The sequence below is a fragment of the Niastella sp. sgz303648 genome, from assembly GCF_059587045.1.
The window spans coordinates 492,352-518,432 of the sequence record NZ_JCAPSW010000002.1; the positions used below are offsets into that span (position 1 = coordinate 492,352).

At 44.8% G+C, this 26,081-nt stretch carries 16 protein-coding genes; 12 read left to right on the plus strand and 4 right to left on the minus strand.

The genetic code is table 11. The features are described from left to right. Positions 1-556: 556 nt before the first annotated feature. From AC59IL_RS06575 to AC59IL_RS06610, 8 genes are all read left to right on the plus strand, one after another. Positions 557-3,760: a SusC/RagA family TonB-linked outer membrane protein gene (locus AC59IL_RS06575; RefSeq protein ID WP_496551304.1), complete on the plus strand. Its 3,204-nt coding sequence runs from the start codon at positions 557-559 to the stop codon at positions 3,758-3,760. Between the two features lie 18 nt (positions 3,761-3,778). Beyond that, the gene (locus AC59IL_RS06580; RefSeq protein WP_496551305.1) at positions 3,779-5,614 is read left to right on the plus strand and encodes a RagB/SusD family nutrient uptake outer membrane protein; all 1,836 of its coding nucleotides are present in this window, start codon (positions 3,779-3,781) and stop codon (positions 5,612-5,614) included. A gap of 166 nt (positions 5,615-5,780) precedes the next feature. Continuing rightward, on the plus strand, positions 5,781-7,712 hold the full coding sequence (locus tag AC59IL_RS06585) for a sialate O-acetylesterase (protein ID WP_496551306.1): 1,932 nt from the start codon (positions 5,781-5,783) through the stop codon (positions 7,710-7,712). A 276-nt stretch (positions 7,713-7,988) separates the two neighbouring features. Continuing rightward, entirely contained in the window at positions 7,989-10,169 is a 2,181-nt protein-coding gene (locus AC59IL_RS06590; RefSeq protein WP_496551307.1) for a glycoside hydrolase family 3 C-terminal domain-containing protein, read from the plus strand. 208 nt (positions 10,170-10,377) lie between these two features. Then, positions 10,378-11,523: a mannonate dehydratase gene (gene uxuA, locus AC59IL_RS06595; protein ID WP_496551308.1), complete on the plus strand. Its 1,146-nt coding sequence runs from the start codon at positions 10,378-10,380 to the stop codon at positions 11,521-11,523. 154 nt (positions 11,524-11,677) lie between these two features. Beyond that, positions 11,678-12,697: a phosphatase PAP2 family protein gene (locus AC59IL_RS06600; protein ID WP_496551309.1), complete on the plus strand. Its 1,020-nt coding sequence runs from the start codon at positions 11,678-11,680 to the stop codon at positions 12,695-12,697. A 103-nt stretch (positions 12,698-12,800) separates the two neighbouring features. Next, on the plus strand, positions 12,801-15,353 hold the full coding sequence (locus AC59IL_RS06605; protein WP_496551310.1) for a glycosyl hydrolase family 95 catalytic domain-containing protein: 2,553 nt from the start codon (positions 12,801-12,803) through the stop codon (positions 15,351-15,353). A 22-nt stretch (positions 15,354-15,375) separates the two neighbouring features. Further along, complete coding sequence (locus AC59IL_RS06610; RefSeq protein WP_496551311.1) at positions 15,376-15,765, plus strand: hypothetical protein; 390 nt, start codon at positions 15,376-15,378, stop codon at positions 15,763-15,765. 31 nt (positions 15,766-15,796) lie between these two features. Here the strand turns inward: AC59IL_RS06610 and AC59IL_RS06615 are convergent, their stop codons facing one another. After that, entirely contained in the window at positions 15,797-18,061 is a 2,265-nt protein-coding gene (locus AC59IL_RS06615; RefSeq protein WP_496551312.1) for an alpha-N-acetylglucosaminidase, read from the minus strand. 407 nt (positions 18,062-18,468) lie between these two features. After that, positions 18,469-18,750, minus strand: coding sequence for a hypothetical protein (locus tag AC59IL_RS06620; RefSeq protein WP_496551313.1), 282 nt, complete (start codon positions 18,748-18,750; stop codon positions 18,469-18,471). Between the two features lie 672 nt (positions 18,751-19,422). On the opposite strand from AC59IL_RS06620, the gene AC59IL_RS06625 reads away from it, so the two are divergent. Further along, complete coding sequence (locus AC59IL_RS06625) at positions 19,423-21,348, plus strand: rhamnogalacturonan lyase (RefSeq protein WP_496551314.1); 1,926 nt, start codon at positions 19,423-19,425, stop codon at positions 21,346-21,348. A 7-nt stretch (positions 21,349-21,355) separates the two neighbouring features. Next, positions 21,356-22,066, plus strand: a complete 711-nt coding sequence (locus tag AC59IL_RS06630) for a DUF6250 domain-containing protein (RefSeq protein WP_496551315.1) — start codon at positions 21,356-21,358, stop codon at positions 22,064-22,066. Here AC59IL_RS06630 and AC59IL_RS06635 read toward each other — a convergent pair. Continuing rightward, positions 22,054-22,875, minus strand: a complete 822-nt coding sequence (locus AC59IL_RS06635; RefSeq protein WP_496551316.1) for a 5'-methylthioadenosine/adenosylhomocysteine nucleosidase — start codon at positions 22,873-22,875, stop codon at positions 22,054-22,056. The genes AC59IL_RS06630 and AC59IL_RS06635 overlap by 13 nt on opposite strands. A 203-nt stretch (positions 22,876-23,078) precedes the next feature. Further along, positions 23,079-24,398: an NCS2 family permease gene (locus AC59IL_RS06640; protein WP_496551317.1), complete on the minus strand. Its 1,320-nt coding sequence runs from the start codon at positions 24,396-24,398 to the stop codon at positions 23,079-23,081. A gap of 258 nt (positions 24,399-24,656) precedes the next feature. Here AC59IL_RS06640 and AC59IL_RS06645 point away from each other — a divergent pair, with 258 nt between their 5' ends. Beyond that, positions 24,657-25,184, plus strand: coding sequence for a hypothetical protein (locus AC59IL_RS06645; RefSeq protein WP_496551318.1), 528 nt, complete (start codon positions 24,657-24,659; stop codon positions 25,182-25,184). A gap of 47 nt (positions 25,185-25,231) precedes the next feature. Further along, complete coding sequence (locus AC59IL_RS06650) at positions 25,232-26,005, plus strand: tetratricopeptide repeat protein (protein WP_496551319.1); 774 nt, start codon at positions 25,232-25,234, stop codon at positions 26,003-26,005. Positions 26,006-26,081 lie beyond the last annotated feature (76 nt).

The window sequence follows — 26,081 nt, forward strand, 5'->3', positions numbered from 1 at the left end:
ACGGTTACATTTTCACATATTCTCTCTAAATTAGTGCTGCGAATCACTAAGCTATTGTTTGCCATGATGAAAATTATCAAGTCCGAAAGACGGAAAGTCGGAAAGTCCGAAAGATGCCTCTGAGCGGGGTAAGTTCTTTCAGACTTTCGGTCTTTACTGACTTCCGGACTTTTTTGGTCTTTCCGACTTCCGGTCTTCGGTCTTCATCAAACAAACAGGCATCCGGTTATCCCGGAGGAGTTGATCAATGCAAATCTGATATCATTGAATTAATGCCGGCGGTCCACCGGCGTTGGTAAATAATCGCATAGAAACAAAGGCGCAGTGTTCAAATGAATTTATTCATCAATCTGCGTATATACATCTATGTGCATAATTGACTGATTCAACGACTTTGAATGTAAATCTGTTAGTATGGCTGCATAAACTGACTGTATATAATTAAGCCGACCAATTAAAGTATAAAGCATTTTAATAAAGCTGAAAATCTGTAGTTACAGGTTTTCCGGCTGCTTATTGCCAAAACTCAATCCTCACATTTAAAAAACGCTTGTTTATGAAAAGTCCGGTTACACCTTGTTCACCTTCAGGGTTTGCCAGGCAATGGCTGCGCTCACCCCGGTTTTTTCCTTTACTGTTCTGTGTATTTACAGGCATTCTTTTTTCCTCATCGTTGTACGCCCAAAACACCATTAAGGTAAAAGGGCGCATTACCAGCGAGGGTGGTCATCCTGTGTCCAATGCAACAATTCTTTTAAAAGGAACTTCGGTTTCTGCTGCCAGTGATGTGGGCGGTTATTACGAAATTCAGGCGTCAGCTAACGGAACGCTGGTTATTTCTTCAATAGGCTTTGGTACAAAAGAAGTAAATATTAATGGTCGCGAAATGGTAGATGTTTCTGTTGCTACCGTTGCTAACGATCTTGAACAGGTGGTAGTGATAGGCTACGGTACACAAAAGAAGAAAGATGTTACCGGTTCGGTAGTGTCGGTCACTGAAAAAACATTAAAAGAAGTGCCTGCGCCCAATGTTATTGCCCAGTTAAAGGGTCGCACGCCGGGCGTTTCTATTGTAAGTAACGGTTCTACACCGGGAAGCGGCGGACAGATCCGCATCAGGGGTAACCGTACAATTACCAATTCGCAAAGCTCAAGCGATGCATTGGATGGTCCGTTGCTGGTGGTAGATGGTATTCCCTACGGCGGCAGCATCAACGACCTTAATCCCGATGATATTACCAGCCTTGAAATATTAAAAGATGCGTCGGCTACTGCCATTTATGGCTCACGGGGAGCCGGTGGTGTTATATTAATTACCACACGCCGCGGAAAGCCCGGAAAAGCGGTAATAAGCTATGACGGCTATTACGGCATTTCGCAGATCATGGGTAAGTACAAAGTAATGAACGGACAGGAATACGCGCAGTTTAAAGCCGATGCGGCAACTTACAACCGGTCGAACTGGCCAACCAGCGCAGGAACATCTTCCTATAATCTTACCCAGGCCGAAAAAGATGCGCTGGCCGCAGGGGTATCAACCGACTGGCAAAACCTTATTTATCAGAATGGTTTTACCACCAACCACCAGTTGAGCTTATCGGGCGGTTCCGAAACCACCCAATATGGTTTAAGCGGCGGTTATTATAACGAAACAGGTATTATACCCAATCAAAAATTTGAACGCTATTCATTAAGAGCTTCTATCGATCACAAAATAAACAACCGGTTAAAGATCGGTTTAAATACATTGAATACCCTGTCATATGCCAATACACCAGGCGGGGCAGGCGTGCCTTATTCACTGGTGCGATTAACACCACTGGCTTCGCCTTATCTTCCTGACGGAACTTTAAATCTTAATCCCGCCCTCGGTTCTATCGACGCAAGCATCATTTCTCCGTTAACGCTCAAAACAAGAAAAGACGCGATACTGAACCGCACAAGACGCATGCGCACCTTTAACAGTTTATATGGTGAAGTACAAATAATTGACGGTTTGCGTTACCGGTTAAATGTGGGTCTCGATTTCAGACAGGAAAATACAAATACCTACAACGGTCCGTTAACCTTTACCAATTCGGCTACCTCACAGGCATCATCAAATGCAAGTGTAGGCAATACCGAGGCATGGTCATACAACATTCAGAACCTGTTGTATTACGATAAAACAATTGCCGATAAGCACCGGATCAATGTAACCGGTTTGTTTGAGGTAAATAAAGATCACAGCCTTGGCAGCACCTTTAACGTAACCGGTGTGCCGGCTGATTATATCACCAACACCAACTTTGCCCTTGCACAAGGCCAGCCAACAAGCAGCGGTAGTTTTACCGAATCGGGCCTTTTATCATACATGGGCCGTGTGAATTATGCGTATGATAACCGGTACCTGGTTACTGCTACGGTGCGAGTAGATGGATCTTCAACGCTTGCACCCGGCTATCAGTATTTTACCTATCCGGCTTTTGGTTTGGGATGGAATATCAGCGATGAAGAGTTCATGCATGATATAAATATTGTAAACAACCTGAAATTAAGAGGCGGCTGGGGTAAATCGGGTAACCGAAATGTGGCGCCTTATCAAACACTGGGGCTGCTCACAGCTTCTACCTACAATTTTGGACAAACTTCTGCAGGACAGCAACTGGCTTACACCGTAACGCAGGTTGCTAACCCTTACCTTACCTGGCAATCAACAGCACAGTACGACCTTGGTTTGGAATTTGGTGTGCTGAATAACCGCATTACCGGTGTGATTGATGTATACAAGCAAAAAACAAAAGATATTCTGCTTCCTGTAAATCTGCCGCAAAGCAATGGCGCTAATTCAACGGTTCAAAACCTCGGAAAAACAGAAGTAAGTGGTTTGGAAATTTCACTGAGCAGCGTGAATATCAGAAGCGCGAGTGGCTTTACCTGGAGCACCGATGTGAACTTCTTTTTCAGCCGGGAAAAAATAACCGAACTCACCACGCCCGACGAAACATCGAATAAAGGCAATGGTTGGTTTGTTGGCCAGCCGTTGAGTGTGATCTATGATTATAAAAAGATCGGTATCTGGCAGCTCGAAGATTCTGTAAAAGGATTAACTGCTGCTCAAACTTCACCGAAGGCATATCCCGGTCAGATCAGAGTAGAAGATGTAGACGGCAATGGTAAAATTGAAGCAGCCGACCGCCAGATACTTGGCAATTTTCAACCTAAATGGGAAGGCGGTATCACAAACAGATTTGCTTACAAAGGTTTCGACCTGTCGGTAGTGGTGTATGCCCGCATGGGTATGAAAGTATTGGTTCCTTATTTATCAGCGGATGGTGGCAACCAGGGTTTTCCTTTCTTCAATCAGGGACGTTTAAATCAGATAAAAGTAAATTACTGGACACGCACCAACCCTGCCAACGATTTTCCTGCACCTGATGCCGGAACCGACCGGCTTAACTTTGGTTCAACATTGGCTTACCGTGATGGCTCATTTATCAAATGCCGCAGTATCAATCTGGGTTATGAACTGCCGGGTACAGTGCTGAAAAGATTACATGTTAATTCGCTGAGGGTTTATTTAAATGCCACCAATCCGTTCATCATCTATTCTCCTTTTGTACGTGATGGTTTTGGTCCCGATCCCGAAGGCAATGGTTACGGAGGCGCTGTAAATCCAACCGGTTCTACCGATGTAAGTGCGCCTACCCGACAAGTGAGCGTAAGCCTCAACAATCCTTCCATTCGTCAGTATACCGTTGGCGTAAACTTAAAATTTTAAACGAATAAAACTTTCCATATGAACCTACATAAAAAAACAGGCTGTTTGTTATTATTCGTGGCAGTATTGTTTGGTAACAGCTGTAAAAAAGTTTTGGAAGAACATCCGCAGTCAAGCATGCTTCCGTCATTCCTTAGTACGCCTGCCGGTGTGTTGGGCGGTATAGCAGGTGTGTATAACGATATCAGAAGCCAGTGGGGCACCGAAGGGTTCAGCGCCGAAATGGTAGCTGGTACCGATGAATATCTGGCAGGTGCCAGCGCAAGCGGCATTCAGTTATATACTTATAATGGTCTTAATTCGAGCAATTTTGGTGCGGCCTGGGGCATTGCATTTCAGGACATCAATACATTAAATGGTGTATTGCAATACGGAGCGGCTATCGACTCTTTATCGCTGGCACCTGCAACCAAAAGAGTTTATCTGGCACAGGCAAAATTTTTGCGCGCATTCTGGTATTTTTATTTGGTGCAAACATGGGGCGATGTGCCGCTTCATACATCGTTTATTTCAGTAGCTACCAAAAGCGCCTCACGCCAGCCGGTAGCACAGGTGTATGAACAGATCATTAAAGATTTGAATGATGCCATTGTTGATTTGCCCAACAAACCAACCTCACCTTTTCTGGGCAAAGCGGCTACCAAACCTGTTGCCCTATACCTGCTGGCGAAAGTTTATTTAACTCGTGGCTGGTTAAATAATACTTCGGCCGATTTTACACAGGCATATACTATTGCATCAAATATTATTACCAATAGATCAAGCTACGATCTTGATCTGTGGCAGGATTACGGCGATGCCTTTAACCCGGCCAATGATTATGGAAAAGAAACCATGTTTGTAAGCGATCACAGCATCGATCCTAAATACGGTCAATACTCGGTTGGTGCAGGGGCATCGGGCGGCGCTACACAAAATCTTACACCCTGGTTTTATATCTGGAATTATCCTTCGAACAGCGGAATCAATTCCTATAAAAATACATCAGGTGCTTTGGTCAACAGCGGTACATCTGATATGGTACGCGATGCAGCCAATGGCCGTCCGTATATTCGCACCAGGCCCAACACTACTTTACTTTCTTCGGGTCCCAATACCGGTAAACGCTATATTCTTGACGAGGCTTTTGTAAATCGCACCAATGATTCACGGTACGACAATACATTTCAGAAAGTGTGGATTTCCAATACAACGTTAACCAACAGTGCAACGGCAGCCAACAACTCCCGTGGTATTGGCTATACCGTAACGTCGGGTGTTGATACCGCGATATGGATGCCCGATTATGAAGTATCAGGCGCTCCGCAATTCGATGGCAGCCGGCCATTCAAGGGAATCATTATTCCACCCAGTTTGTGGACCAATTCCTATTTCCCTTCGGTGAAGAAATTTATGGACCCCAGCCGAGGATCGAATTTTAATGATCCATCAACAAGGCCTGTAGTTATTTACCGGTTTTCAGATGTGTACATGGTAGCTGCCGAAGCAGCATTTAAACTGGGCGATTTAACCAATGCCGCCAATATGCTGAATGTGATCAGGCAAAGGGCAGCTTATAGAAAAAACAATACATCCGTTCAGAATGCAGCAGCAGCTGCCGCCATGACCATTACTTCAACAGATGTTACGTTGGATTTTATATTAGATGAACGCACCCGCGAGTTTTATGGCGAATGGCAACGCTGGCATGATTTAGTCCGTACCCAATCTTTAATTAAAAGAGTGAAAGACTGGAATCCCGAGGCGGGTCCCAATATTCAGGATTTTCACATATTGCGACCTATTCCGCAAACCGAGATAGACAGGGTTACTGAAGGGCCGAAGTTCCCGCAGAATACGGGATATGCGCAATAAGGCAGGTTGTAAGTAATAAGTATGGAGTAGGATGTTGCAGGTTACAGGTTACATGGTACAGGGGATTTTTCCTTGTAACTTGTAATCTGAAACCTGTAACCAGAAACATGTAACCTGTAACTTGTAACCTGAAACCATAAGATAGAATCAACGAATTAAAGAAACCATGCGGATAATAAAAAAACTTCAATGGCTATTACTGTGCCTGCCTGTACTGAGCACCGCCCAGGTAAAATTGCCCCGCCTCATCAGCGATAATATGGTTTTGCAACGCGATACAAAGCTAACCATATGGGGATGGGCGGCACCCGGTGAAAAAGTTACCCTACGTTTTACAGGAAAAACTTATACCGCTGCAGCCGGCGCCGACAGCACATGGTTGGTAATAATGCCAGCTATGAAAGCCGGTGGTCCGTACGATATGGAAATAAAAGCCACTAATCAGATAACCCTCAAAAATATATTGATCGGCGATGTATGGGTATGTTCGGGGCAATCGAACATGGAGCTGCCTATAGAACGGGTAAAAGAAAAATATCCCGATGTAATTGCCCAATCGGCCAATCCGTTTATCAGACAGTTTGCGGTTGCCACCACCTGGGAATTTAATGGCCCGCGAAAAAACTTCGATTCAGGCAACTGGCAGGAAGCCAATCCGCAATCGGTACTGCAGTTTACAGCGGTAGGATACTTCTTTGCAAAGTCGTTGTACGAAAAATATCATGTGCCCATTGGTATAATAAGAGCCAGCGTAGGCGGCTCACCGGCCGATGCCTGGTTAAGTGAAGATGCCGTAAAAGCATTTCCCCAATACTACGAAACTGCTTTAAAATTTAAACGCAACGGGTATATCGACAGCATCAAAAATAACGACCGGCTGGTGCGCGATACCTGGTACAATACCATCTGGCAGCAGGATAAAGGATTACACGATACCTTGCCCTGGTATAATGCCGGTTATAATACAACAGACTGGCCAACCATGCCAGTACCTTCGTTTTGGGATGAACATGGTTTAAAAGGCGTAAACGGAGTAGTTTGGTTCAGAAAAGATATTGAAGTGCCCGTTGCCATGACCGGCAAACCGGCGAAATTGTTATTGGGAAGAATTGTTGACCAGGATTCGGTTTATGTAAACGGTCAATTTGCAGGAACTATCGGATATCAATATCCCCCCAGAAGATATGAGTTGCCAGCGGGTATGCTGAAGCCCGGTAAAAACAGTATTGTAGTGCGGGTGATCAACAATGCCGGACGGGGTGGGTTCATCACCGACAAACCTTACCGGCTGACAGCAGGTAACGATAGCATTGATCTTACCGGCGCCTGGCAATATAAATTAGGTACCACAGCATCGCCCCTGCGCGGACCAACATTTTTTCAATATCAGCCAACCGGTTTATTCAATGCCATGATAGCGCCTTTGCTGAATTATCGCATAAAAGGAGTTATATGGTACCAGGGCGAATCGAATGCCGGCAAGCCTGTTGAATACAGGCAATTATTTCCGGCAGTAATAAATAACTGGCGGCAAAAATTTAATCAGGGAAATTTTCCGTTTTTATTTGTACAGCTGGCCAATTTTATGCAGGCAAAAGAGCAGCCGTCAGAAAGTGGCTGGGCCATGCTACGCGAAGCACAGTTAAAAACTTTATCGGTACCTAATACCGGCATGGCAGTAATTACCGATATTGGCGAATGGAACGACATTCATCCCCTGAATAAACAGGATGTTGGCAAAAGGCTGGCTTTGGCTGCGCAAAAAGTTGCCTATAACGATAAAAAAATAGTTTATTCAGGGCCGTTATACCAGTCGATGAAAGTACAGGACAATAAGATTGTCATCAGCTTTACCAATACCGGCAGCGGATTAGTGGCAAAAGGAGGCGGCGAATTACGTTATTTTGCCATTGCCGGGGCCGATAAAAAGTTGGTATGGGCAAAGGCCACTATCGAAGGCAATAAAGTAATTGTGTGGAACGACAATGTAAGCAATCCGGTGGCAGTACGTTATGCCTGGGCCGATAACCCCGATGGCGCTAACCTGTACAATAAAGAAGGATTGCCTGCTTCATCGTTCAGAACGGATGATTGGTAGGGTGCCGTTAGGCACCGGAATGTTGGTAGAAATGTAATGCGGGGTTAATTGTGCCGTTAGGCACCGGAATGTTGGTAAAAGAGAGAGGTGTTAGTAGAGTCCCGTAGGGGACAAGACAAAGGCGTGAGCCGATGGCAGTTTTAGCGTTTCGCGTTCAGCGTTTCGCGTTCCGCGTTCCGCATTCAGCATTTAGCGTTCAGCGTTCCGCGTTCCACATTTAGCGTTTCGCGTTCAGCGTATAAATATTATCTTGCAATAAATATACGATTCGCCGATATGAAAAAAAATGTATTACTGACAATTGCATTGTCACTCGGCCTTTTTGCAAAAGCCCAACAACCATTATACCTCGATGTAAATGCCCCTCTTGAAGCACGGGTACAGGACCTCGTATCGCGTATGACGCTTGAGGAGAAGATTAGTCAGATGGTGTATAATTCTGCCGGCATTCCACGTTTAAATGTTCCTGAATACAACTGGTGGAGCGAAGCCCTGCATGGCGTAGGACGTTCGGGTGTAGCCACTGTTTTTCCGCAGGCAATTGGTTTGGCCGCTACCTTTAACGATAGCCTGGCATTCCAGGTAGCCAATGCGGTTTCTGATGAAGCCCGCGCCATGTTCAACGAAGCGGTTAAAAAAGATTACCGCATGAAATATGGCGGACTAACTTTCTGGACGCCCAATATCAATATATTTCGCGATCCGCGCTGGGGGCGCGGACAGGAAACCTATGGCGAAGACCCATTTCTCACTTCGCGCATAGGTGTAGCCTTTGTAAAAGGGCTTCAGGGCAACGATCCTAAATATTTAAAAGTGGCAGCCTGCGCCAAGCATTTTGCCGTGCACAGCGGTCCTGAAAAACTACGCCACGAATTCAATGCGCAGGCTTCGATGAAAGATTTGTGGGAAACCTATTTGCCTGCCTTCAAAGCCCTGGTAGATGCAAAGGTAGAAGCTGTGATGTGCGCCTACAACAGCACCAACGGCGCGCCCTGTTGTGCCAATACGTATTTGTTGCAGGATGTATTGCGCAAACAATGGGCCTTTAAAGGACATATTTTATCAGACTGCTGGGCATTGGTTGATTTTTATCACGGACATAATGTTGTACCCAATGCTGCCGAGGCTGCTGCGCTGGCATTGAAAAGAGGCGTGAACCTCGATTGCGGCGATACCTATCCTTCGCTGGCAGAAGCAGTAAAAAAAGGGCTGGTGAATGAAAAACAGATCGACAGTTCGTTATACATTTTATACCGCACCCGTTTTAAGCTCGGTCTGTTTGATCCGCCTGCCAATAATCCGTACAACAATATTCCCGTATCGGTTGTCAACAGCACCGAACACCGGAACCTGGCGCGGCAGGTAGCACGCGAAGGCATCGTATTGTTAAAGAACAATGGCGCGCTGCCTTTAAAAAATGATCTGAAAAAATATTTTATTACCGGTCCGAACGCCGCCAGTGTTGATGCGCTGCTGGGCAATTATTATGGCGTTAACAATAACCTCGTTACCATACTCGAAGGTATAGCCGCACAGGTGCAGCCCGGCAGTCAGTTGCAATACCGGCCCGGGGCTCTGCTCGACAGGGATAACCTCAATCCCATCGACTGGTCGAGCGGCGAAGCACATACCTGCGATGCTACTATTGTGGTGTTAGGTATTAACGGATTGCTCGAAGGAGAAGAAGGCGAATCGATCGCTTCACCTACTTTCGGCGACCGGCTTGATTATAATATTCCAAAGAACCAGGTAGATTATCTGCGTAAAATAAAAAATAACAACAGCAAACCGGTTATTGCCGTGATCACCGGCGGCAGTCCCATGAACCTGGCCGAAGTGCATGATATTGCCGATGCAGTTTTGATGGTTTGGTATCCCGGCGAAGAAGGCGGCAATGCGGTGGCAGATGTGCTGTTCGGCAAAGTATCGCCTTCGGGTAAATTGCCTATAACATTTCCCAAATCGTTAAGCCAGCTGCCTTCGTATGAAGATTACTCCATGAAAGGAAGAACTTACCGCTATATGACCGGCGAGCCATTATATCCGTTTGGATTTGGATTAAGTTATACCAGCTTTGACTACAGTAATCTGCAGTTATCAAAAACAACTATAAACGTAAAAAAGACCGAGCCGGTTGAAGCAACGGTTACTGTAACCAACACCGGAAAAAATGCGGCCGATGAAGTAGTGCAGGTGTATCTTACCAGTGACGCAACTGGTATAACCACACCGTTATATGCGTTGAAAGCATTTAAGCGAATAAACTTAGCGCCCGGCGCCAACACACAGCTCCGTTTTACCATTACCCCCGATATGATGAAAGTGATTAACGACAAAGGCGAAAGCGTGTTACCGGCCGGTAAGCTGAAAGTAAGCATTGCAGGTTCATTGCCCGGTACACGAAGCGAAGCGTTGGGAGCGGCGAAAGCGGTTGAAGCAACCGTAGTAATAAAATAGCGCAAAGGTGCGAGTAGGGAGGAAGAAGTAGGAGATAAGAAGTAGGAAGTTGACAAGTTTACAAGTTAATAGGTTTATAAGTTAAAATGCGATGAGCGAACCGGAGGAAATTGCCGTTTGCCGATTCACGATTCACGTTTGCCGTTTTACGATTCACCATTGACCATTCACCATTCACAATATTCATTATTATTAAATGGAATACACAATGCGTTGGTTCGGGCCCAATGATCCCGTTCCGTTAGAACATATACGGCAGGCGGGATGTACCGGTGTGGTAACAGCGCTGCACCATATACCCGTTGGCGATGTTTGGACGATAGACGAAATCAACAAGCGCAAGGCGATGATTGAATCGGCCGGCATGAGTTGGACGGTGATTGAAAGCTTACCCGTGCACGAAGACATCAAAAAGCAAACCGGTAATTATCAGCAATACATTCAGAATTACCAGCAGAGTTTAAAAAATGTGGCAGCCTGCGGATTACAGGTGATCACTTACAACTTCATGCCCATACTCGACTGGGTGCGTACCGATATTAATTACACTATGCCCGATGGTAGTAAAGCATTGCGGTTCGAAAGAATGGCCTTTATTGCTTTTGATGTTTATATGCTCGAAAGGCCCGGAGCCGAAAAAGAATATACGAAGGAAGAACTGGCTGCTGCCAAAACATACCTTGCCAACATTTCAAACGAGAAAAGAGACACAATATACCGAAATGCTTTATTGGGGCTGCCCGGCAGCGATGAACCATTTACCAAAGAGCAGGTGCTGGCGGCCTTAAAAACATACCATCACATCGATGCCAAAAAACTAAAGGAGCATTTGTTTTATTTTTTACAACAGGTGGTTCCGGTGGCTGAAGCACATGGATTGCGAATGGCTATTCATCCTGATGATCCGCCATATTCAGTGTTAGGCCTGCCACGCATCATGAGCACCGAACAGGATGTAAAAGACCTGTTGCAGGCGGTACCTTCTGCCGCCAACGGATTGTGTTTTTGTACTGGTTCTTTTGGCGTTCGTGCCGATAACGATTTGCCGGGGATCGTAAAAAGATATGGCGATCATATTCATTTTATTCATTTGCGCAGCACAAAAAAAGATGAGAACGGCAATTTTTTTGAAGCCGATCACCTGACCGGCGATGTTGACATGTATGCAGTGATAAAGGAAATAGTGCTGATGATGAAAAGAAGAGGTGTAACTTTACCCATGCGTCCCGATCATGGTCACCAGATGCTCGACGATCTTCAGAAAACTACTTATCCCGGTTACAGCGCCATCGGCCGTTTACGCGGGCTGGCTGAACTAAGAGGATTAGAGATGGGAATAGTTAAGAGTTTATAGTTTGAGATTTTTATTTTGGGATTTATGATGCACGATTTTCAGCGCATGGCACAATTTTTTAATGCAATCGCAGTATAGAAAAGTTTTCATACCAGTATGTTGGTGCTCCGGTAGCGAAGGGAAAGTATAGCATTGAAAGTCAAAATGTAGTGCGATGAAAACGTGTTTTAAATACGGGTTTTTTTTATTATTGTTTTTACCATTTGCGGCGGTAGCCCAGCAGGATACATTAATAAAAAAACAAAAAGATACGTTGATTAAAAAACTGGATAGTTTAAATCAACAATCACCTGAATTAAAAAGGCGAAACCGGGACAGCATTCGCAGAGAATTTTATAATCAAAAAACAAAGATCACTTTTCCTGTTTACTGGACATTAATGGGTAGTGATTTAAAACAGCAGATCACATCACCCTTTCATGCAAAGCCAAGAGACTGGGCCAAAACTGCAGGCGTGGTGGCTATAACCGCAGGTGTGCTGCTGCTTGATAAACCGATCAGCCGCGAAGCCGTTGAATGGCGCGAAAAAAGCGCTTCTCTGGTAGGTACCAGTAAATTTGTAACCAACTTCGGCGGGCCTTATGAAGCATATACCCTGGTGGCGTTGGGCACTTATGGATTTGTTTTCAAAAACGAAAAGATAAAAACAACCACCTTTCTGGCCACACAGGCCTATATTACCTCTGCAGTGATATTTGAAGCAGCCAAATTTTTATCGGGAAGACAAAGACCCTATTACTACGATCCTGTAACGAATAAAAATAGTCCAGCCTGGCACGGGCCATTTTACCAGTTTAAAAAAGATGCCAATGGAAACAGGCCGAACAGTTATTCTTATACTTCCTTCCCTTCGGGACATACAACATTGGCGTTTGCGGCAGCAACCGTATATGCCATGGAATACAGCGACCGGCCAATTATACCTATTCTTTCTTATAGCGCCGCATCGCTCATTGGCTTAAGCCGTATAACCGAAAATAAGCACTGGGCCTCTGATGTATTGATAGGCGGTATACTCGGGCACCTCATCGGCCGCCAGGTGGTGAATAATTACCACCGGTTTGCAAAGATTAAATTAGAGGAAGCCGCAAAACGTAAGAAAAATACTGTTTCATTTGCTCCACAATATTTACAGGGAAGATGGTTGCCGGGTGTGGTGTACCGGTTTAATTAACGAGAGGCTGCGAGAGAGGCTAAAATAGCTCACAATCCGGTTAATAGCCCCGTTACACGCAGGTGATGCATTGCTATATTTGTAAAAATATAGTAATGTCAGTATGCAACCTATAACACGCCGATCGGGATGGATTTTATGCAACCTTTTATTAATAGCGTATATATCATTTGGTCAGAATACAAATTCAGCTAAAAACTCCCTTGCAGATGTAAATTATGCGGCATTGATTGCCCGTGCCGACCTGCAATATGATGCTCCTGTTGAAAAAAGCGAGGATGGGCAACCGGTAGGTAACGGGCGCATGGGCAGTTTGGTATGGACAATTCCTTCGGCCCTTCAATTTCAGATAAACAGGGTAGATGTATTTGGCAACAATTCTGCCACGAATAATTTTTTCGAACGCAATACCGATTATTGCGGTGGTACCGGCACTGTACATATTGATTTTGGCGAAGCGGTTTTTACGAAGCCCGGTTTTTCGCAGCATTTGTCGTGCTACGATGGACTTGTAACGGTTCAAACCAAACAGGTACAGGCACAGGTGATGGCCTTTAACGAAAAAGATGTAATGGCCGTGCATGTTACCGATAAACGAAGCAACCGGCTGCCCGTAAATATTGATGTATCGGCCCTGCGCATGCCTGTTACCAAAAGAGGCAATCATACGGCTGTTTCAACGCTACAGGTAATAAATGATTATATAGTGCTGAAACAGGAGTTTACCGAAGATGATTATTATTGCGCTTCTGCGCTTGTGGTGGCAACGGATGCTGCCAAAGCTTTTACTGAAACAGTGAGTGAAGCAACACTTCGCTTATCTGTTAACCCCGAAAATAACGAGTATACAATATACATGGGCAGCGCGGCCACTTTTAACCGTAAGGAAGATGTTGTGCAAAAAGCCATTGATCAGTTAACTGCGGCCCGGCAAAAAAATTATGTATCGTTATTAAACAGCAACCGGCAATGGTGGCAACAATTCTGGCAAAAAGCGTTTGTGCATTTGCACAGTGCCGATGGCGAAGCCGATTTTGTAGAAAGGTATTATACTTATTATTTGTATGTGATGGCCTGTTGTTCACAGGGTGATTATCCCACCAAGTTCAACGGCATGTTATTTACAACTGCAGGCGATGCCCGTAAATGGGGGGCACTGTACTGGGGCGCCAATCAAAGTTGTTTGTACAATGCCCTGTTCCCAACAAATCGCCCTGAATTATTGCAACCCATGTTTCGCATGTACAGTGCCGCATACGATTCGTATGCCAAAGCCGCGGTGCAGCAATGGGGCAGCAAAGGCATTTATATTCCCGAAACAACCAGTTTCGATGGGTTGAGCCCATTGCCGGAAAATATAGCAGCCGAAATGCGTGAGCTGTACCTGCAGAAAAAAAGCTGGAAAGATCGTTCTGCAGCCTTTAACGATTATACGTCTACGAAAATTTCTTATTTGAGCCGCTGGAACTGGAAAAAAGACAGCGGCTGGAGTGCCGGTCACTGGGTATCGATCGATAAAGGGGGCGGTCCTTACGGACATGTAACCCATATTTTTTCGTGCGGTGCAAAGATCGCTTATCAATACTGGCTGCAATTCGAATTTTCACAGGATACCCAGTGGCTGCGGCAATATGCGTATCCCATGATAAAGGGTGTAACGGAGTTTTATCGCAATTATCCCGGTGTTAAAAAAGAAGCCGATGGCAAATACCATATTTATAATGTGAATGATAATGAATCGATCTGGGGCGGACATAATACCATAGAAGAGATATCCTCCATGATGGGCATTTTTCCGGCGGCTATCAGAGCATCTGTTATTTTACATACCGATGAAAACCTTCGTTCGCAATGGCAGGAATTTGTTTCACATCTTGCTCCGTTGCCGGTTTTTGAGAGGCCTTCAGATGCAAACGGCAAACGCAGGCTAACATATGCCGGTTCGCTTTTACCTGTTGTGCAGGGAAATCCCAATCGCCTGCCCGATGGCAATACCATGCCGGTATGGTTCTTTGATCTGTGTTCGCTGGAAACAAAAGATAGTGTACAGATAAAAATTGCCAATAATACCTACGACAGTTATTTTCCGCGTGGTATTGATTCAGGCACCAGGATAAATGTATTATCAAAGCTGCCGCTGGCCGGCGTGCAATTAGGCAGGGTAGAAGCTACCCGCTACTTAATTCCGAATCAACTGCGAACAGCAGAGATACCGGCACTTGCCAACAGATTGGATCTGCGCGAGGGATATCAAACAACAAGTGTGCAACGCCTTGGCCGTGCAGCAGAGGCATTGCAATACGCGCTTTGTCAGAGTGTGCCGCCCATGCCCGGAGCCGATCCTGTAATTCATGTATTTCCCGCCTGGCCTGCAGCCTGGGATGCCGATTTTACATTATTATGTCGTGGGGCATTTTTGGTGACATCATCTATCAGCAAAGGCAATATTGGCTTTGTAGAAGTACAATCATTGCAGGGAGGAATATGCCGCATTAAAAATCCATGGAAAAACAAACCGGTTGACATATACATCAACAGCCAGCGGCAAAAAACAATGTCAGGCGATCATCTTACGATAACAACCCGCAAAGACGATCATGTTGTGCTGGTGCCAAAAGGCGTTTCATTGAGTGCGTGCCAAAAGAAAATATTGTGATTATATTTACAGAATGACCCGCATGAAACAGCTTAATAGACTCACTCTATGGACAATTATTGCCAACCTGTTTATTATCATAGGCATAGGCCATGGAATAGCGCCTATGGGAGTACTTGAGGGTATGCTTTACTGGGCTTTTAGTTCTGAAACGATAATTTTTGGCGCTGCTTTTTTTTCGTTGATAGGTCAGCTTATATTAGTAGCATCGATGTTTATAAAAGCAGTCAAAACCGGTATCATTGTTAAAATTGCGGCACTGATAATTTTGTGGGCGGCATGTATTTATTTAATCTATTCGTATGAATTTGTATTAATGATAACTGTACTTCCCTTTGGTATACTTTCAATAATACTAAGTTTCAAACTAATCAGGCAGTTTAAGAAAGCGAAAACAGCAACCTCATATTGAAGTTGCTGTTTTCTTACATCCTGCTTCGGCTTCATTCGTACGCCTGCTCAATCACCTTCCTGTACTTCTTATACATCTGCTGCGCAACCTGTAAACTGCTGCCCGACGGCTCAACCGGAAATGCTTTTTGGGCATTCACCCATTTCCATTCCCATTGGCGAATGCTTTGTTCAAATTGTTTCAGATCAGGCTCTGTACCGCTGCGCAAATGCTGGCGCAATAAGGTGAAAAACTGTTGCCAGCGCGGTTTATAAAAATCATTCAGTAATCCGCTCCACTGACGATTGGCGTATTCGTGTAAAGGACTATTGGCATCACCCCATAAAGTGATCAGGTCGCGGGCATTTTGTTCGTACAGGGCTTTTTCGGCTGCAGTGGTGCCATTACTGCGGGCGCTTGCGATCCAGGGACCCAGCATAAAATCTTTACGGGTGGCCAGTAAGGCATCCATATCTGTGATCAGTTGTAAAAATGCACTGCTGTATTTTGCAAATGCGATGGTGTCTTTTTGAGCAAAGGCTTCTTTCCATTTCTTTTGTAAGGGCAATGCGTAATTGGCCAGTACCTGCCGGGTAACATCTGTTACATCATAACGAAATCCATCGGCATTCACTCCTTTGGCAGCTGATTGTATAAATAAATCCCAGGCAGGTAACAGGTCTTTCGGAGTATAGTTCAGTTTGGTTCGTGTCCATATAGTGGTTGAATCGAAAGTAGGACGGCCGGTAATGATCGACTCGGCGCCATCGCGAATTTCTTTACCATTGTAAACGGTTTGTCTTAATATTTGCCATGCTTTATATAAACTATCACTGGTTGATGCGTAGCGGTTCAATATATAGCTTCTAAGCCATGTATCGGGATCAACCGGGTTTGTTTGCCAGGTGTGCTGCATCATCAGTTCGTACATCACCGGGGTTTGTTCAATGGCTTCCATAGTTAATCCAATACCCCACAGTTTGCCTGAAGTGTTGTCGGCAAGTGCTGAGGCAGGGCCGGCGGCCACCCCATCAAAACGGCCGAACAGATTTACATTGCCGCCAAAGTTGTGCAGCATGTTCCAGATCCAGGGCTTTCCGTAAAAAGCGCTGGTCCTTTTCCATACAGGTTCAATTTCTGCAGCAAGATCGAGCAATATCATTTTGTTTTCGGGTACTGCTTTTAACAGGGCTTCAATTTGCGGTGCTTTCCAGAATTTTCGATCACTGTAAAACAACCAGCCCTGCATTACCCAGGTAGCTGCTGTATCGGCCTGCCGCATGCCTTCGTAAACACGGGCGCTCAGTTGCGATAAAAAAGTGGGATCATCTGAAGGCGGTTCGTTTTCGTTAAATGTGTCGGCCGAGTACAGGTGATTGGTGCCGAAAAGTGATGTTTGGGTTTGTAAAAAGCGTTTTCCGATCTGGGCAAACATCGGATCTTCCGAATCAAGAATATAAGTATCGGCAAAGCCATTCGTCCAGTTGGTGGCTTTTAGTTTCGCTTTCGGATATTTCTTTTTGAATGCTGCCGGTACATGGCCTGTAAATGCAGGCAGTACGGGTTTCATGCCCAGGTCCCGCTCGCGTTGCAGAATTTTTTCCTGTAATTCTTTATGGCTTTTCATCCAGCTCAGGGGCAGCGGGCCGCCCCAGCCATCCAGATTACCCATCCAGAACCAGGCAAAATACGAGGGGCCGCAAAAGAAGTCTTTCAATTCCTCATCGGTAAATCCCATTTCTTTATAAACAACATACCAGGTATATTCTTCTCCTGTAATGGCCAGTGGCATATTGATGCCATGCAGGGCCATCCAGTCGATCTCTTTTTGCCAGCGCTCCCAGTTCCACCAGCTCATGCTGTAATTAAAGGTGCAATAATTCAGGTAATAGCGATAAGTATATGGAGTTGCTTTATGTACTTTTTGTTTTACCACCGGCAGGGTGGCAGGCAATTGCAGGTTGGTGCCATTCCAGGTGATCTGGCAATGACAATATTCGGTAAGATAATGATACAGGGCCGAGGCTACTGATGTTCCGTTATTGCCACGAAGGACTATTTTGCCGGTGCGGCTTTCTATTTCAAATATATCTTTTCCATTTTCAGCAGCAAGCGGTTCTACTACAAAATGGGCTGCCTGTTTAGGTACTACCCGCTGTATGAGGCTATAAGAAGCTTTTGTATTTAACTGGGCAAAAGCGCCGGTTCGGGGCAACAGAAGCAATGCTAAAAATAAAACCCGGCAAAAGGCTGACTGTACAAACCGGTTTGTAATAGAGGCAAACGATGCGTCGGTTGCATGTAGGCTGTTGTTCATACCAAATAATTGATTGTAGCGCAGCAGTAGTACGCGTTCAAGATAAAACCAATTTTTATTACTGCCAAAATGCGAAGGAAACAATATGAAAAATGAAGTATATGTGATGCCGGAACAGCTTTCGGGTTGCCAGGTGACTTACATCAGTGCCGTATATACTATTTACAAATTTTTACGGAGTTAAAAAACCGTTTTTATACGGGGATAAATAATAAATGAAATATTTAATTTGGCTGCGGCTAACCGGGCTGAAACCAAATGCATTTAATGAATATACAAGATGGCGAAGGTTTTAGCGAAAAACCAAAAGCCCGATAAATAACGGGGAAATTGAGAAACAGACGTAAAAAATCCCGCCGCAGCGGGATTTTTTATTAGCTACCTTTCTGGTCTCAGCACCTGGCTGATTAATGATGTTGCAGATAACGAACCCTGCTTTCGAGTTTATCGAGGTTCTTTTCTTTCATTACAGTGAATGAAAATTTTTTATCTGTTTTCGACGCAGCACGCAACACGGCATCTATAGCCTCCCTGATCGATGCTTTATCTTTGCTCTTAAACTCTACATTGCCTGATAATGTACTGTAATTGTCAGCAATGAAAGATTCTTTCTGCATCTCTGTTTGAAGCTTTTTATAATCATTCGGATTGGCGTTTTGCAGCTCAATCCGTGCGGTGAATGTTGTCATAGTTAAAGCATTAAATGGTTTGTAATATTAGTCCGATACAAGCAGTTTCCTTTGAAACCCTGATTATGATATTATTAATTATTAATATGAAAAAGCTACTGTAAATTTTCCAAAACACCCGGTTTTGTTTAACGATGCCACAACTATTAAAAAAGTGTGCCAATCTTTCAAAATTGATGTCAAATAACAATGCGGTTACAAATGTTAACCGAAGGGCGCGTTACTGATTAGTGTTTGTATGCCGCAGCATACAACGCAGGGCGTAAAAAGATGGAATGATTCGTTTCATAGTTTGAATTATAAGTCTACAAATTTAGTAGGATATTTGATATGCACAAAGTATATGTTTAGTTTATTTGTTAATTATTGGCAATTCTGTAGTAAGGGGCAAGTAGTAAGTGAGGAGGATGTAATTAGTTAACGGGTATGAGCTCCTGGTTTCAGGTTACAGATTACAAGTTGCAGGGAATAACTGCTTCTGAAGCCCTGAAACGTGCAACCTGAAACCTGTAACATAAGACTGCCGGATCACGATTGACCATTGACCATTGACCATTGACCATTGACCATTCACCATTCACCATTGACGATTCCCTTCAGGCTGGTACAGGATGGTGTTCCGGCCTATGTGTATAAATTTCGATGTTATTACACACGATTAATTTGCCCTTTATGAAAAATCAGGCAGCTGCTACTAAGATTTTATATTTTCTTGTATCCTTTATATTTATTGATACAGTTGTTCAGGCCCAGCGGCAAATGGAAGCGTTGGGCAGGGGCGTAGTGGTTATTCGTACAAGCGACAAAAATGTTTTTATCAGCTGGCGGTTATTGGGTACTGAATCCGAAAACACAGCATTTAATATATACCGCAGAGCCGGCACGGGGCAACCGGTTAAATTAAATACAGTACCGCTTTCGGCCGGTACGAATTATATTGATTCATCGGCTGATTTTTCGGTGGTCAATACCTGGTTGATAAAACCGGTAGTGAATGGTAAAGAACTAATCACCGGTGCAGGTGAATATACGTTGCCGGCACAAACAACCATCAGGCAATATCTTTCCATACCATTGCAGCAACCGCCTGCAGGGGAAATTATGGGACAATCCTATACCTACAGTGCCAATGATGCCAGCGTTGGGGACCTTGATGGCGATGGCGAATATGAGATCATTTTAAAATGGGAACCTTCCAATGCCAAAAATCCACCGCAACCCGGTTTTACAGGTCCGCAGTTACTGGATGCTTACACATTAAACGGCAAACTGCTTTGGCGTATCAATCTTGGTAAAAATATTCGTTCCGGTGCCGCCTATACGCAGTTTTTAGTGTACGACCTCGATGGCGATGGCCGGGCCGAAATGGTTTGTAAAACAGCCGACGGCACCATAGATGGCGCCGGCCATGTTATTGGCGATAGCAGCAAAGACTGGCGTACCTATACGAATGATGCTACCTACGGAAAAATTGTGAATGGTCCCGAATATCTTACCGTTTTTGATGGCCTTACCGGTGCAGCACTGGCAACTACTACATTTATCCCCGATCGCTATCCGTTGAATGGCTGGGGTGGCATTGGTGGTAATGGCGGCAATGATAATAACGGCGGCCGGGCAGACAGGTTTACAGCCGGTGTGGCTTACCTCGATGGCGTTCACCCCTCAATTGTATATGTACGTGGGTGGTATGGCCGTTCGGTATTGGCTGCCTGGGACTGGCGCAACGGAAAGCTGACCAATCGTTGGGTGTTTGATTCAAAAGACGGCAGTAATCCGTATTCGGGCATGGGCAACCATAGTTTAAGCATAGCCGATGTTGATGATGATGGCAAAGATGAAATTTGTATCGGCGCTATGACGGTTGATGACGATGGCAAAGGATTATACACAACCGGCTTACGGCACGGCGATGCCCTGCATTTGACCGACATGGACCCTTCGCATCCCGGTAAAGAAGTTTTTGGCATTCATGAAAGTGAAGAAAAAACACTGGCATTGCAAACGCCCGGCGTAGCTATGTTTGATGCCCGTACCGGTAAAATATTATTCAGCCAGTCGCCCGGTGTTGATGTAGGCAGGGGTGTAGCGGCAGATATTGACCCCACACATGCCGGTTTTGAGAACTGGGGCGGACCGGGTGGCTTACGTGATGTGCATGGAAAAACGATTACCGAAAAAACACCCTCATCAGCCAACTTCGTTGTATGGTGGGATGGCGATTTAACCCGTGAGCTGCTTGATAAGAACCGCATCGACAAATGGGATTGGAAAAATGAAACTACCATCAACCTGCTTACTGCCGAAGGATGCACATCGAATAATGGCACAAAGGCTACCCCTTGCTTAAGTGCCGATTTGTTTGGCGACTGGCGCGAAGAAGTGATATGGCGAACAAATGATAACAGTGAACTGCGAATTTATACGACTACCATTCCAACCAATTATCGTTTTTATACATTGATGCACGATCCGCAATACCGGCTGGCTATCGCATGGCAAAATGTAAGCTATAATCAGCCGCCGCATCCCGGTTTTTATCTGGGCGAAGGCATGACAAATGCACCTAAACCAACTATTGTAACCACAAAAAAATAACCGGTATATGAAGCAAATGGCATGGTTCACCATCATGATCGTAGCAACACAGTATTGCTGTTTTGCACAGCAAACAAAAAGAGATCCGGTTAATGATCCGAAGGGAAAATTGATTTATTCCGATGAATTTACCGGCAAATTAGATTCAACCCAATGGATTGTTGAAATGGCGCCTGCTCCTAATTCATCGGTATATGTACAAAATGGTAACATGGTGCTTGATACAAAAGGCGGCCTTACCGTTTGGTTGAATCGCAGGCTAAGAACCAATGTGCGCATTGAATACGATCGGCAGGTAGTGGTAGCAGGCGGTGTTAACGACCGGCTATCTGACCTGAACCAGTTCTGGATGGCGCAGGACCCGCGCAATACCAACCTGTTTACCCGTTCGGGCGTACTGGAGTCATACGATTCGTTGCAGTTATATTATGTTGGCATGGGCGGTAATACCAATAGCACCAACCGTTTCAGAAAATATGAAGGCAATGGGCAACGCTCCCTCATACAGGAATATACCGATACGGCCCATTTGCTAAAAGCCAATAAACTATACCACATTACCATTGTTGTAAACAACGGCACTACCGGTTTTTGGGTTGATGATCAGTGTTATTTCACTTATAAAGATCCTGCTTCATTTAAAGAAGGTTATTTTGGCTTTCGTTCAACCAAATCGCATCAGGAGATCAGGAAGTTCAGGGTATATCAATTGCCGTGAAGATTCTTCAATATACCCATTACAAATTTAGCCGAGTTACGGGCGGCTATCTGGTAAAATGAAGCTACATCCATGTGAGCATGATTATTGGCGTTATCGCTCATGCTGCGTATAACAACAAAAGGAACTTTTTGCTGATAACAAACCTGAGCAACGGCTGCGCCTTCCATTTCGGTGGCATCGGCGTGCAGCTGAAGTTGCAGGTTTTGCGCTGCACGGTCAGATGATACAAATACATCGCCCGTTACAATGGTGCCGGTAATGATAGAAGGTTGTTCGTCGCCATTAGTACGATGGATTTTTTCGAGCGAAACCGTATTTTTTGCCATACCGGCAACCGCAACCAGTTGCGAATCGCAGGTAAAGTACAAGGGGTTTTCTTTTAAGGTAAACGGGTTGCGGGTGGGCTTTCGAACAATACTGTCGGGCACAATGGCGCCGTAATCGTGATAAGCTATCCGGGCGCCGATCACCAGGTCGCCGGGTAATAATTGGGGATTGATGGCGCCTGCAATACCGGTGAAAATTATTTCATGTGGTTGAAAATGTTCCAGCATCAGGGTAGTGGTTACCGCTGCATTTACTTTACCGATACCTGTTTGTGCAATCACCACCTGTTTCCCCTGCAAAATGCCTTCGGTAAAATGCACCTGCTGAATAACAACTTCTTTCTTTTGCTGTATCTGCGTTAATAAATATGTTACTTCTGCATCAAAAGCGCCGAGTATGCCGGTGATAGCGGTTTTTGATTGAGAAAAGGTAGCAAGAGTACTGCTAATAAAAAGGAGTATAAATATTGTTTTACGCATAATCGTGAATGGTGAATGGTCAATGGTCAATGGTGAATGGTGAATCGGCAATGGGCAATCGTAATTTGTTTGTTTGTGGTTTGAAGTTTGTGGTTGCTACCGCGCTTTGGAAAATCATTATTACCTCAGGCACTTTAAAATTGTAACAGGATACAAACCACACAGTGGATTCACTGAAAGAACCACAAACCACAAACTTCAAACTATAAACTGCTTTGCACCAGCGCCAATATCGCAAAAATATCAATTATCCATAATGCTATACTGATATCCTGCTTTTTTCCGGTGATTAGTTTAATGGCTGTCCAGCTGAGAAAACCCCAGATAATACCCTGTGTAATGGAATAGGTGAAAGGAATTAACCCCATGGCCAGAAAAGCGGGGATAGCTTCATCGAGTTGCGACCAATTGATTTTTATAACCGGCCCGATCATGAACACGCCTACCAACACCAATGCCGGAGCGGTAGCAATGGCCGGCACCACCGAAAGCAATGGCGCCAAAAACAAAAAAGGTAAAAACAATAAAGCGCCCGTTACAGCGGTAAGGCCCGTGCGGCCGCCTTCTTCAATACCAACAGCCGATTCAATATACGCGGTGCCCGGACTTGAGCCCATTAAACCCGCAATGGTAGTAGCCATGGCATCGGTGATCAAAGCGCGTTTTATATTGCGAGGCTCTCCGTTTTCATCGAGCAGGTTGGCAACTTCAGACAAACCAACAAGCGTAGAAAGACTGTCGAACATATCGGTAAATACAAAGGCAAAGATCACCGGAACAACCGACCATTGCAGTGAATGCACCAGATCGAGCTTAAACAACAAACTAAAATCCGGCGCTGCAAAAATTCCTTTCCAGCTAATAAGCGGCGGCAGGGTAGTGGCCCACCAGCGGCCAATGGGATAAGCGATCAGTGTGGTAAACACAATGCCCATCAGAATAGCGCCTTTTACTTTTCTGATCACCAGAACAGCCGTGAATAACAATCCCGCCAGAAAAGTAAGCAGTGCAGGATTTAAATGGCCAATGCCAACAATGGTAGCAGGATTTTTTATTATAAAACCGGCGTTTACAAAACCAATGAGTGTAATAAACAATCCGATACCGGCGGCAATGGCATATCGCAACGGCCTTGGAATAGCCCTTACAATGTAAGTTCGTATGTTGAATACAGATAGCAGCAGGAAAAGAATGCCGCTCCAGAAAACAGCGCCCAAAGCAACCGGCCAGGGCACTTTCATCCCGATGACCGCCGAAAAGGCGAAAAAGGCATTTAACCCCATGCCTGGTGCAACCAGAATGGGGTTGCGGGCATATACACCCATCATAAGACTGCTGAAAAACGAAACCAGCACCGTGGCCGTAAGCACGCCGCTGAACGGCATGCCTGCCTGACTAAGCACCGCCGGATTGACCACAATGATATACGATGTGGCCAGGAACGAAGAGGCGCCGGCAATGACTTCGGTAGAAAATGTGGTGTTGTTTTTAGACAATTCAAAGTTCGACAGCATGCTTAGCATTGGTTAATGCCTGAAGATAAGTATTAAAAGGCAACGAGGCAACAAGGCACAAGGTAAATAGGCACAAGGTACAAGGCACTCACCTCCGCTAAAGCTTCGGTGAGCAAAGCAAGGTACATACACGCTTATGGCTGTAAAAAGCACAGTTATTGGCCGAAACAACACGGCTGTGAATATTAACAAGGTTGTATAGATGAAGTTTTTATCTTTATTATTATAAGCGCGGGCAAAGCCTGCGATTCCTTAAACCTGTTTCTGATGAACCAATTATCGAAAAACAAATTAACTGCGCTGATCTTTCTGTTTTTATTAAACTGCCTTGCAGCCTGTTCGCAAAACAGTACCGATGTACAAAAATTTCCTGAGCAGGTAGGCGATATTCCATTCGACCCTGCTATTGATGATGCTGCATTTACCGTGTGCAATCCCAAAGCGGTATTTCAATATTATAATACAGGATCATATTATAAAGATCATAAAAAAGAAATTGCCCGGTATTTTACCAGCCGGTATGTGCGGCCGGCCGATACGCTGCACCAGACCGGTTATTTAACCATTCGTTTTATAATTAATTGTAAAGGCGAAACCGGCAGGTTCAGAATATACGAGCTGGATGCCAATTACCAGCCGTTTCACTTTAACGAAAAAATAGGGGAACAGTTAATGACCCTTGCCAAACAATTGAAAGGATGGCAACCCGCGCTGTATAAAGAAAAAATATACGACAGCTATCAATACATCACATTTCGCATCAGGAACGGAAACATTATAAGCATAACTCCATGAAGCTATTTATCACATACCTTTTCCTTTTTTGCTTTGGTTTGAAAAGCATGGCACAAACCAATTGTACCTTGTTTACCGATAGCAATTGCGCCCGCGCCTGCCGGCTATATAACGAATCGGATAAATTTCCGCAGGGTACCCGAATGTGCCAGCAATACCTCGACAGCGCTATTCAATTGTGCCCGGCTTATGCCGAAGCCTGGCACGAAATAAGCGTTCCTTATTTAAAGCGCGGCGATTTTTTCACCTGGCGCAAGTATATGGATGAAGCAGTACGGTTAAGGCCGCGTGATTATCTGGGCACCCGCGGCTGGTGCCGGTTTAAATTCCTGCGCGATTATGAAGGAGCGCTGGAAGACCTGAAAAGATATGATACCCTTACTCAATTTTATCCCGGTCAAAGCGGCGATGGCATTTATAATTTATACGTGATCATGGCGCTTTGCGAGCGCGAACTGGGACATTATAACGAAGCTTTTTACTGGTTTGCCAAAGGTATCGACAGTATGTATAATTCAAAAGGATTGTACTGGGTGGGTTATTTCGATTATATACACCGCGCTGTTACCAAAATGCAGGTAAAAGATTATGCAGGCGCACTGGACGATCTTGAAAAACAAATGACCAAATACGATAAGTATGTTGAAGCCTGGTATTATAAAGGAATGATACTTCGCATAACCGGTCATGAGCAGGAAGCTATCGCCTGTTTTAAAAAAGCAAAACGGTTGTTTATAACAGACGGGTATCATTTCACCGATACGTATTGCGAGTTATTGGATACAGTTTATTTAGCGGATATAGAGGAGGCGCTGAAGTAGGTTGGTAAGTTAATAAGTTGAAAAGTTAATAAGTTGATAAGTTGACAGGTTTATAAATGAACCGTGCCACGGCTTT

Excerpts from the sequence above, each read along its gene's own strand:
- AC59IL_RS06575 (WP_496551304.1), top strand. The coding sequence starts at position 557 with ATGAAAAGTCCGGTTACACCTTGTTCACCTTCAGGGTTTGCCAGGCAA.
- AC59IL_RS06580 (WP_496551305.1), top strand. The coding sequence starts at position 3,779 with ATGAACCTACATAAAAAAACAGGCTGTTTGTTATTATTCGTGGCAGTA.
- AC59IL_RS06585 (WP_496551306.1), top strand. The coding sequence starts at position 5,781 with ATGCGGATAATAAAAAAACTTCAATGGCTATTACTGTGCCTGCCTGTA.
- AC59IL_RS06590 (WP_496551307.1), top strand. The coding sequence starts at position 7,989 with ATGAAAAAAAATGTATTACTGACAATTGCATTGTCACTCGGCCTTTTT.
- uxuA (WP_496551308.1), top strand. The coding sequence starts at position 10,378 with ATGCGTTGGTTCGGGCCCAATGATCCCGTTCCGTTAGAACATATACGG.
- AC59IL_RS06600 (WP_496551309.1), top strand. The coding sequence starts at position 11,678 with ATGAAAACGTGTTTTAAATACGGGTTTTTTTTATTATTGTTTTTACCA.
- AC59IL_RS06605 (WP_496551310.1), top strand. The coding sequence starts at position 12,801 with ATGCAACCTATAACACGCCGATCGGGATGGATTTTATGCAACCTTTTA.
- AC59IL_RS06610 (WP_496551311.1), top strand. The coding sequence starts at position 15,376 with ATGAAACAGCTTAATAGACTCACTCTATGGACAATTATTGCCAACCTG.
- AC59IL_RS06615 (WP_496551312.1), bottom strand. The coding sequence starts at position 18,061 with ATGAACAACAGCCTACATGCAACCGACGCATCGTTTGCCTCTATTACA.
- AC59IL_RS06620 (WP_496551313.1), bottom strand. The coding sequence starts at position 18,750 with ATGACAACATTCACCGCACGGATTGAGCTGCAAAACGCCAATCCGAAT.
- AC59IL_RS06625 (WP_496551314.1), top strand. The coding sequence starts at position 19,423 with ATGAAAAATCAGGCAGCTGCTACTAAGATTTTATATTTTCTTGTATCC.
- AC59IL_RS06630 (WP_496551315.1), top strand. The coding sequence starts at position 21,356 with ATGAAGCAAATGGCATGGTTCACCATCATGATCGTAGCAACACAGTAT.
- AC59IL_RS06635 (WP_496551316.1), bottom strand. The coding sequence starts at position 22,875 with ATGCGTAAAACAATATTTATACTCCTTTTTATTAGCAGTACTCTTGCT.
- AC59IL_RS06640 (WP_496551317.1), bottom strand. The coding sequence starts at position 24,398 with ATGCTAAGCATGCTGTCGAACTTTGAATTGTCTAAAAACAACACCACA.
- AC59IL_RS06645 (WP_496551318.1), top strand. The coding sequence starts at position 24,657 with ATGAACCAATTATCGAAAAACAAATTAACTGCGCTGATCTTTCTGTTT.
- AC59IL_RS06650 (WP_496551319.1), top strand. The coding sequence starts at position 25,232 with ATGGCACAAACCAATTGTACCTTGTTTACCGATAGCAATTGCGCCCGC.